We start from the raw sequence: 10,227 nt of genomic DNA, 5'->3' as shown, positions 1-10,227 counted from the left end.
GCGTATCATTGGGAAAATTTACTAAAGCTAAGGGCAAACAACCGCCCACGCATTACAACACGCTTTATCAGAGAATTAGAAAAGCCTACAAGTAAAAGTTTTAACTTTGGTATCATGCCTAACAAAATTGTTTCATTTTTAGATGATTTAATCAAAAGTATTGGAAACAAAGACTTGGAAAAACTAAGCAGTCTATAAGCTATAAGAAAGTGGGCTTCGGTCAGCCCTACGAATGTAAGCGTATTATAGCTAAACAATCATTATAAGTCAAACCAAAACCAACACAAAATTTGCTAAACTACAATCAAATCAATTTAGGGAGGATAAAAATGTCATTTGCCCCTATGTTATTAGCTACAATCAATAACTCTATTGGCAATAAAGATAAGCATGTGAGTTTAGAGTATCTTATAGGGCTTTTTATGGATAAAAAAACAACTAATCTAAGCAATACTGACAAGTATATTATAGGCACAATTCAAACAGAGGCACTAGAGCAAGAAATAGAATGGTTTTCACAAGACTATCACATTCCTATGGAGAATATTTTACATGTCCTTTCTATCAATCCCTATCAATGAAAAGAGCCTTAGTTTTATCAAAAACAACTTTCAAGCTCAAATTCAAGCCCTAGAACAATTTTATCCCATTATTAAAAATGCTTTGAATTTAGGGCTTAATCCTAGTAGTATTAAGTTTGGAGGAGGCACAGCTTTGAGCATGTATTACTTCCAGCATAGATTAAGCTTTGATATTGATTTGTTTGTCAATGATGCTCAATGTTTGGGATTTTTTAGCCCTAAATTATGGATAGATAATTGCAGTCATTTTGATAGCACAAGATACATAGACCAACATAATCATATAGGCGTAACGAATAAAGACAACATTAAAATAGATGTTTTAGTGGATTATGCTAGTAATGAGGGATATGTAGATAATTCTAAAAAGATTTTTGCTTTTGATATTTATATAGAAAGTTTAGAAAATATTATCGCTAAAAAGATTACTTTTAGAAAAACTGATAATAAAACAAGAGATATTTTTGATATAGCAGTGGCTTTGCATAATGACAATAATTTATTTGACAAGCTTTTAAGTTCTCAAAAAATAACTAAGCAAGACTTACTAACTCTTCAAAATTCTTTGCAAGAGTTAGATAAAAAGCGTTATAGCATAGAAATAGATATGGTAGAACCCATTTCACACTATAAAGACCTTTCTTTAAGTGCTTATGATTTTTTAATAGACAAAATAGACCAAATTAAAACAGCGACTTACTCAAATTCCCATGACAACGCAGATGATTTAGACAATTCCAATGAATACACCCCCACACCTAAGCGTAGACGATAAACAATCTTGTTAAGTAGGTATTTAATAGCTTTAGTTAATCTATCAGTATTTAATAGAATTTAGTTATTTGTATTATTAATCAAATATATTCTTAATGAGTAACAATAATCTATAATTACATTGTTTTTAGAATATTTTGTAATTTAAGCTAACTCTATAAAATCTCAATAATTTTAACAACCCTTATAAAACTAATCATTTTTAATTAGCAATAAAACATTAAATAGTTAATTAAAATTATCTAATGCTAGATTATTTATCTTAATAAGATTATTTAAACTAATTACACTAAACTACCTAATCAATTTTAACCACCTTACTTCTTGTTCTCTATCAAACTATCAAACACAAGAGCCACTTTCTTGTTATGCTCTTGATAGATTAAATGGTTTGTATTCTTTTACCAAGTATTTTGATGGGATTTATAATCAAGGCGAAAACTTTCATATTAACCCTTTTTCATTAGAAGATAGTGCAACTAATAGAGCCTTTTTATTGCATTTTTATGCCCAAATGGCAAAAGTGGATAGTTATGATGGCCATAAGGATAAAGTAGAAGATAAAACAGCCCTAATAAATGCTATTGATACTATGTATAGAAATTATAACGATGAAGTCAAACAAGCCAAATTTAGCAACCAAGAATTACCCCTTCCTTTTGATTTAAAAGAGTTTGTCAATGCCATTGTTAAAACCAATACAGACATTTTAGATAGTAGTTTTGAAGACTATTTAAAATCTTCCTTATTTTCTAGCCGAATGGATAGCCTAGATTTTAAAACTCGCATTAGCACCATAAATACCGATAGCATTTTACATAATGATGATGACGCTGGGCTTTTAGCCTACTATGTCTTTCATAAGATGATTGACAGAGCCTTAAAAATCAATCGTGGTTTTTTATGCTTTATTGATGAGTTTAAATCTTACGCTCAAAATGAAATGATGAATAAAAAAATCAATGAAATCATTACCCAAGCCAGAAAGGCTAATGGGGTGATTGTTCTAGCCTTACAAGACATTAACCAGCTAACTGAAGTGAGAAACGCTCAAAGCTTTATAAAAAATATGGGGCAATTGATTTTGTATCCCCAAAGAAATATTGATACCAAAGATTTAAACGATAAATTTGGCATTAGACTAAGCGATACAGAAAAACATTTTTTAGAAAACACCGCCGTTAATGAATACAAAGTCTTACTCAAAAACATGAATGATGGCTCATCTAACATTATAGATGTGAGCCTAAGTTCTTTGGGTAATTACCTACAAATCTTTAGCTCTAATTCTAGCATGGTAGAACACATTGATAATCTCATTAAGCATTACCCTACTACTTGGAGAGAAGTCTTTGTCAATAACACCTATCAAAAATTTGATGATAAAAAACACTTAGAAACGGTGCTTGCCTAACATGAAAAAGATTCAATATCTAGCTTTTATATTAGTGGCTGTGCTTTTAAATGCATGCTCAGATAAATTCGTAGAGATGAAAAAATCCCCTTGCGCGTTAAATACACCCATAATTCAAGGGGGCTTGTATGTCTAATTTACAAGAGATAAGAGAGTATTTAAAAGAATTAGAAAATTCCTTTGAAATAGGCTCTTTTTCTAAAGAAGATATTAAAGAATATGCCAAATGCTTTTTTATGGGATTAAGCATGTTTTTAGAAGAACAAGAAAAAAACCAACAAGAAGAGTTTTTAGAACAAGATACCAAAGAAAATCAAGAAGAGCTCATTAAAAGCATTCAAACAAGCATTGCTAGAAACCAAGAGTTAGAAAAAATCTCTTTTGAAAAATGGGAGAATAAAATTCAAGAAAGGGTTTTGCCTAAGTTAAAACGCATTGTTACGCATAAGTTGCAAGAAAGTATCACATCTAGCATAAACACGCAATTAGAGAGTTTTAAAGAAGATGAGTTAGATTTATCTAGTGTGTTTGAAATCCAAAGAAAGAACACTCAAATAGCGTATAGATTAGCTATAGGGGGGCTTATAGGTATCATTGCTTTAAGTATAGCCATTTTTATTATGATGCCCTTAAAAGAAAACACGCCTTATTTTATAGACTTTGCTAATAGCGATAAGCATTTTGCTGTGGTGCAAAGAGCGGATACCAAAGTAGATTATGGCGAGGCATTTTTAAGAAATCTAGTCGGCTCTTACATTACAGCTAGAGAAACTATCAATCATATTGATGACAAAGTCCGCTTGAATGAAATCATAAGAGAGCAAAGCTCTGAAGAAGTGTGGAAAACTTTAGAGCAGTTAGTATCAGGCAAGGGCAGTATCTATTCTAACTCTAATATGGATAGAGAAATTAAAATCATCAATATTTCTATCTATAAGCAAGGCAAACAACAAAATATCGCTGTAGCAGATATTGTAGCTAAGGTCTTTGATAAAGGCTATTTAATCTCTGAAAAACGCTACAGAGTGTCTTTAATCTATCACTTCAAACCCCTTATTCAATTTGATTATAGTTCTATGCCTAAAAACCCTACAGGCTTTATCGTAGATAAATATTCCTTGAGTGAAATCGCAAGCATTAAAGCCCTAGATAAGACTTATAAAAAAGTGGAAAGACCCCATTCTAAAATTGAATACAAAAAACAAAATCCAACTAACCCCCAAAACAACCCAGCTAATATGCCTAATAATAAGGAAGAACAATGATTAGGGCATTTAGGGGAATTAGTTTTACTTTATCGCTCTTAGCTCCCTTATTAGCAGAAAATAACATTCAAAATTATAATGAGCCTATGGATTATTCAAAAGGCGATGTTTCCTTACAGCCCTTTAATAACCAGACTAACCAAGAAACACAACCTAGCACTAACTACAACACACAGCCTAATTCTATGCAAACACCTATGCCAAATCAAAACCCTTATTCACAACCCACTACACCTATACAAAATAACCAACCAAATAACACACAAACTCAAACAATGCTAAATAACGCCAAGCAATTCACTAATAACGCTCTTAATAACACCAAGCAAACTATCACTAACGCCACTAATTATATTAATGATAAACTCACCCCAAAACCTAATGATGCGCCTATTAGTGCGTTTAGTGCTAATAGCCCTTATGCAAATAAAGAAAACTCCAAACAAACTCAAAAGAGCGATGAAGTTTTAAGCGATGATAATAGCGATGAAGATAATTCTTTAAAACCTATGACAAACTTCAATGCCATCCAAGCCAATTTTTTTGCTAAAAATCGCTCTATCAAAGATAACACCCACTTTATCCACTACACCATAGGCGATACTTTCAATATTCGCCTAAGATATGCTATGACAACCACTTTTATTTTTGATGAGCCAATCGCACAAGTGGTTCTAGGCGATGATATAGGCTTTTCTACTAAAATGCTTGGCGAAGATAAAGAGCATTTAATTTCTAATATCTTACTCATTAAGCCCTTGCAAATTGGCGTAGATAGCAATTTAACTATCATTGGAAAAAGCGGTAAGGTCTATAGCTTTTATATGTTTTCAACCACATATACTAGCTCTAAAAACCCAGCCTTAATGGTGTATATTTCTTCTAAAGAGTATTTTAAAAATTTCACTACCACTAAGAAAGAAATCAACAAAGAAAATAAACCCACTCATAGCACCCAAAACAAAGACATTAAAACAAGCCATAATGTCCCTAAAAAGATAACTAAAAAATCACCAAATATTAAAGAGCAAAACCCACTTACAAAATCTAAAAACCCTACTACCACTAAAATAGCGTTAGCAAATGCTCCCATTTCTTTAAATCGTTTCAAATCCCCTAGCTATCCACCTAGTAACGCTTTAGCTAATTCTAGAAAGGCTTCAGAAAATTTTAAAGTGATTAGCAATCAAACTAAAACTTTCAAAGAGCATAGACACAGCCAAGATGAAATGAAATATGTGGATTACTCCGCCAAAATCAAAGATGATGGCAAATTCATTAAAATTGGGGACAATGTCAATCACATCTATATCAACAAGAAAAAAATGGAATATGGCTATGTCATTATAGACAAGAAAAAACGCAAATGGTATTGCTTATGGATGTGTAAAAAGGTTGTCAAATCCAAATACAAAGATGATTTACCCACTCAAATCTTTAATGATGAGCAATTTACCTATTTTAAATTTAACCGCTCTAATGCTAGAAGTAAATTCCCTGTAGTTTATAAAGTTATAGATGGCTATGATAATCCTGTTAATAGCAGAGTGGTAGGCGATTACTTAATCGCTGAAGATGTCTCAAATCAATGGAATTTAGAGCTTGGTAAAGCCTATCTTTGTATAGAAAAGATAGCAAAGAGGGCAAGATGAAACAATCCTTGCTTAAAAAGATAGGCTTAGGTGTTGGGGGCTTTGTTGTTTTAATGGCATTAGGATTGCTTGCTAATAAAGGCTCAAACAATAACAATAAAGAAGAAATCTTTCAAGTAAGTGAGAGTAAATTCCCTTTAAGTGATTATTTCTTTGAAGAAGTCAAAGAAGAGCCAAAAGAAAAAGCCAAAGAAACACCAGAAGTAACTACCCAAGAGCCTACAACACAAACTAGCCCCAATCCTAGTGTTTCAGCTAATCCTAACATTAAAGATTATAGTCATCTTAACAACAATCTTAATCAGCAAAATAATACTATCACGCATTTACAACAAGTTTTACAAAGCCCCTCTAAAATAAAGCCTAAACCAAAGCATACTAAAGAGCAATTAGAATTTTTAAACACACGCCTTAAACCTTTAGAACCAACTAAACCAGCCACTAAGCCTGAGACGGAATACGGCGTGGATAGTTTTACTAATTTAAAATATAAAGACATCGGCACTAATGAGCATAAGCTTTTAAGAACCATAACCGCTGATAGAATGATACCAGCCTTTTTAATCACGCCTATTAGCTCTCAAATTGCTGGAAAAGTAACCGCCCAAGTAGAGAGCGATATATTTGCTTCTATGGGTAGAGCGGTGCTAATCCCTAAAGGCTCTAAGGTTATAGGCTATTACAATAATAACAATCAAATTGGACAATACCGCCTTAACATTGCTTGGACTAGAATTATCACGCCTCAAGGCATAAACATCATGCTCACTAACGCAAGGGGGGCTGATGTGAAGGGTTATAATGGCTTAGTAGGTAAATACATTAGCCGAAACTTTCAACGCTATGGTATCCCCTTACTCACTAACACGCTCTCTAATGGTCTTTTAATAGGAATTACTTCAGCCTTAGCTAATAGGCAAAATAGAAAGGGTGATGGCAACCCTTTTTTTGGGGATTACTTGCTTATGCAACTCACTAGAAATACAGGCATGGGCATCAATCAAGTTATCAATCAAATGCTAAGGCAATATGGAGCGCAAAACCCAATTATCATCATTAGAGAGGGGAGCAGAGTGTTTATTAGCCCTAATTTAGACATCTTTATCCCTAAACCAAAAGATGGGGAGGTTTTAGCGGAGTTCTTTAAAGAGAAAAAACCCCTAATCAAAACAAAAGAGAAAATTAACAATGAAGAAGAAATCTAATGTGTTTAAAATTTTAATGAGTTTATGTGTAGCACTTTCAAATAGCCATGCTCTTGTCATTCAGACTATGCAAGATTGGAATTTAAGAAAAAATAGCGAATTTAAGGCTTTAGTTGTTGTGGGTAATAAGGTGCAAGAAAATACCATTGCTATGGGTAATTACAAGGTTTCTAAAAACAGAGCTAATCTTTCTATTAGTGTAACTCATATTAAAAAGGGCAATGATTATAAGACCTTACAAAGCCCCCCAAACGCCATTAAAGAAATTAAAAGCAAACTGGTTCTTAAAAAAGGCACAAGGATTGTCTTAGGCGGTGAAAACGATAGTGAGATGTCTAATGCCATAGGGGTGAGTAAAAGTGCGTATGTCTCTAGTAAAAATGGCAAAGGTTTTAGTGGGAGTGGGGCAAGTGGCATGGGATATGCAAGTGGTTATGGAGGCACAAGCAATAACGCTGGCTCTAATGGCACAAGTGCAAATGAAGTAAATGGCACTTCTGGTAATAATGGGGCTAAAGGGGAAAATGGAAGTAGTGGAGCAAATGGAGCTAATGGAACAAGTGGCTATCAAGGCGTAGGTTCTAACCCATTCCCCCCAATTGCTGGGAGTGGAAATGGCTCTAGTGGGAGTTCTAATAGTGGTTATACCCCCTTTATGAGTGGAGGCGGAGGCATAGGAGGCATGGGGGGAGGCTTTATCCCTTTCCCTTATTCGCCCGGACTTCAAAATGGTAGTGGTTCTAATGGAAGTAATGGCACTAATGGGGCTAATGGCACAAGTGGAGCTAATGGGAGCAACAGTGCTAATGGAGGCACTGCTAGTGCAGATAGCCATTATACCAATGAATTTTGCACCGCTCCTGTTAGAAATGGCAATACGATGAGTTTAGATATTGTAGATAGAAATGGCTCTTGCTTTAAAATGCAAGCCTTTAGAAACGACAATGTCTGTCAATACAGCTATGACTTTGAAAACATGAAAGCCATTAAACAAACGCAATTTTACTTCATTAACAGAGAAAATAAAAGCGTGAATATTGGCGGTTGTGTGGATTTAGTAGGCAAACAATTTGAGTTTCCTATGTATGAAGACGCTAATAAATGCAAACTAGATACTACGACAAATAAAGGCTATGGGAGTGGGAGTGCGAGCTTTTTTCAAACAGAGATTTTATTTCGTGGACTTGATAATTTAATCCATGTGGCTAAAAGTTGCACTGATTTTGCAGGGGTGCAAGAACAATTAGTCAAATACGATAATGACCCAAGCACTCGCACTGTTCAAAGAGTGATTGATCAATACTATATTAACCCCATTACTAAAGAAAAAGTCTTTATCAGTCATGATGTGGTTAGTCCTTTAAAATTTAGCTACCAAACTTATGCGTGCGGTCAATGGCAGTTTGATAACGCTAAATTAGAGGCTTATCGCCCCACTCAAATTCGTATCTTTGATACGGTGTCTAACCAATACTACAATGTAACAGGCTGTGATTACACTTCTGATATGGGTAAAGTGCCTAAAATTATCCAACCTTATACCAAAATCAATGTAGAAAGTAGCGTTAAAGGCGAAGATGTAGGCGATTTAGACACTATTAGTGGCTCAAATTATGATTTGTCACAATATACCACTTTTGAAATTCAAGAAATGTCTTTAAATAGCAGTCAATGGATAACCACTTCTTATTGTAATGATGGATGGGGGTCTTGGACTAAAACACACAGCTATACAGGCTATTCTCAAGGTAATTTACGCACCCTAGCTAAGTGGGTTACACGATATCAGACTATCAATCAAGGCACTACGATTGGATATATCCGCCCTAGAAATGAGGGCGATAGTGATGCTGTGTATGACACCTATAAGTATTACTATGTCTCACAAGCTCAAAAAACACTCAAACGCTTTCCATCCACTATCTATGTGAATACCCCTAATTTAAGCGATGAGTATCGCAAAAATTTTGAACTCACTGTATTAAGCCAAAAGCTTAATCTCAATAATGGTGTTAAACAACTCATTAACACACAAGAATTTACCAATTGGCAAGCGACTTATTATCGCCCTAATGGGAATGGCAATCTTTGTATGAGTTATAACTTTAGCTCTGGAAATGCTTGGAAATCTAGCACTAAGGGTAAATATTGCTCATGGGCGCAGACGCCTAATGCTAATTACTCATGCGCTTCGCACAACAATTGGGTTGTCCCAAACAATTAAGAAAGGAAAAAAATGAACACTAATTTAAAGAAAGCCTTGTTTTTAACTACTCTTGGTTATTTGCAAGCTAATGAGGGCTTTTTAGCCATTATGCCTGATGAAAATAAACAAGAAGACATTTCTCAAGAACAGAAATTAGAACACAAAATGGAGCAAAAAATTGCTCCACAAAATACCCTTAAAAAGCAACAATCAGCTCCTTTACAAAGTGCTGAGTTGTTACAAAGTCAAGTTAAAAGAGAAGTTAAAGAGCAAAAAAAGTCTCAAAAACACCTAGTAGCTATGCAAACTAAAAATGGCTTTTTCTTAGGCTCAGAAATTGCTATTACAGGCACAAAATTAACTCAAAATCTAAGCCTTATCTCTAATGCTACAGATGATTTACTCACTTATAGCAAGACTTTTAAAAACGCTAATTTTAATATGGGACTATTAATAGGTTATCAGCATTATTTTGGAGCTAGTAAAAGGCATGGGATTAAAATCTCAAGCCATTTGTATGGAGGCACACCTAGTGATTTAAGCACAGACATAAAAATTTACAAATCTAAAGTTAGTGCTAATTACACGCCCTTAAATTTTGGCATAGATGTGAAGTATTTGTTTGATTTTTTAAATGTCATTAAAAAGAACCGCCATACACTAGGATTAAGTGTGGGCTTTGGCTGGCGTATGCAATATTATTTTGCAAAAATAGACCCTATAAAAACCAGCCATAGTGAGTTTATCACTAATAAACCTAAAGATATTTTTAATCATGGTTTTTATCCCACTATTGGACTACATTATTACTTAAACCATCATCAATTTGAAGTGAATTATCGCTTTGGAGGAGCGATTAACTATCAGTCAGTTGTGCCTAGCAAAATTGTCGTTCAAAACGGGAATTTTAAGGGAGAGGTCTTGTTTTCTAATTTTCTTACCAAAGCGACTAATTCTAGCTACATAGCGTTCAACTACGCTTATTTATTTTAATTTTAAGGAGCCAATGATGTTAGATGAAATCACGCAAGAAAACGAGTTAGAAATTAACTCCAATAATCAAAACCAAGAGCCAAAGGAAGTAGAAAAAATGCCATTGAATAATATTCAAAAAGCTAAGGAATTAAAAA

The 10,227-nt window shown here is 34.0% G+C and carries 8 protein-coding genes and 2 pseudogenes; all 10 read left to right on the top strand.

Annotated elements, in window-relative coordinates:
• A pseudogene (locus BZK24_RS07090) lies at positions 1-198 on the top strand (hypothetical protein); the annotation flags it as partial.
• 131 nt (positions 199-329) lie between these two features.
• Positions 330-581 (top strand): hypothetical protein, encoded by a 252-nt coding sequence (locus tag BZK24_RS07085; protein WP_000006537.1) that lies wholly within the window; start codon positions 330-332, stop codon positions 579-581.
• Entirely contained in the window at positions 553-1,356 is an 804-nt protein-coding gene (locus tag BZK24_RS07080; protein ID WP_000009099.1) for a nucleotidyl transferase AbiEii/AbiGii toxin family protein, read from the top strand. Before BZK24_RS07085 ends, BZK24_RS07080 begins: the two co-directional genes overlap by 29 nt.
• A 369-nt stretch (positions 1,357-1,725) precedes the next feature.
• A pseudogene (locus tag BZK24_RS07075) lies at positions 1,726-2,769 on the top strand (VirB4 family type IV secretion/conjugal transfer ATPase); the annotation flags it as partial.
• Position 2,770: 1 nt separating this feature from the next.
• Positions 2,771-2,905, top strand: a complete 135-nt coding sequence (locus BZK24_RS09675) for a hypothetical protein (RefSeq protein ID WP_021176073.1) — start codon at positions 2,771-2,773, stop codon at positions 2,903-2,905.
• Positions 2,898-4,034, top strand: a complete 1,137-nt coding sequence (locus BZK24_RS07065; protein ID WP_077656999.1) for a VirB8/TrbF family protein — start codon at positions 2,898-2,900, stop codon at positions 4,032-4,034. The genes BZK24_RS09675 and BZK24_RS07065 overlap by 8 nt, the downstream gene beginning before the upstream one ends.
• Entirely contained in the window at positions 4,031-5,686 is a 1,656-nt protein-coding gene (locus BZK24_RS07060) for a TrbG/VirB9 family P-type conjugative transfer protein (RefSeq protein WP_077656998.1), read from the top strand. The genes BZK24_RS07065 and BZK24_RS07060 overlap by 4 nt, the downstream gene beginning before the upstream one ends.
• The gene (locus BZK24_RS07055) at positions 5,683-6,891 is read left to right on the top strand and encodes a DNA type IV secretion system protein ComB10 (RefSeq protein WP_077656997.1); all 1,209 of its coding nucleotides are present in this window, start codon (positions 5,683-5,685) and stop codon (positions 6,889-6,891) included. The genes BZK24_RS07060 and BZK24_RS07055 overlap by 4 nt, the downstream gene beginning before the upstream one ends.
• Positions 6,875-9,115: an RGS domain-containing GTPase-activating protein gene (locus BZK24_RS07050; RefSeq protein ID WP_077656996.1), complete on the top strand. Its 2,241-nt coding sequence runs from the start codon at positions 6,875-6,877 to the stop codon at positions 9,113-9,115. Before BZK24_RS07055 ends, BZK24_RS07050 begins: the two co-directional genes overlap by 17 nt.
• 12 nt (positions 9,116-9,127) lie before the next feature.
• Positions 9,128-10,090 (top strand): hypothetical protein, encoded by a 963-nt coding sequence (locus BZK24_RS07045; RefSeq protein WP_077656995.1) that lies wholly within the window; start codon positions 9,128-9,130, stop codon positions 10,088-10,090.
• The last annotated feature ends 137 nt before the right edge of the window (positions 10,091-10,227 follow it).

This window comes from Helicobacter pylori (assembly GCF_001998165.1).
GTDB lineage: Bacteria > Campylobacterota > Campylobacteria > Campylobacterales > Helicobacteraceae > Helicobacter > Helicobacter pylori_DL.
The sequence above is the reverse complement of the archived record's forward strand: the minus strand, read 5'-3'. Positions and strand labels throughout refer to the sequence as shown.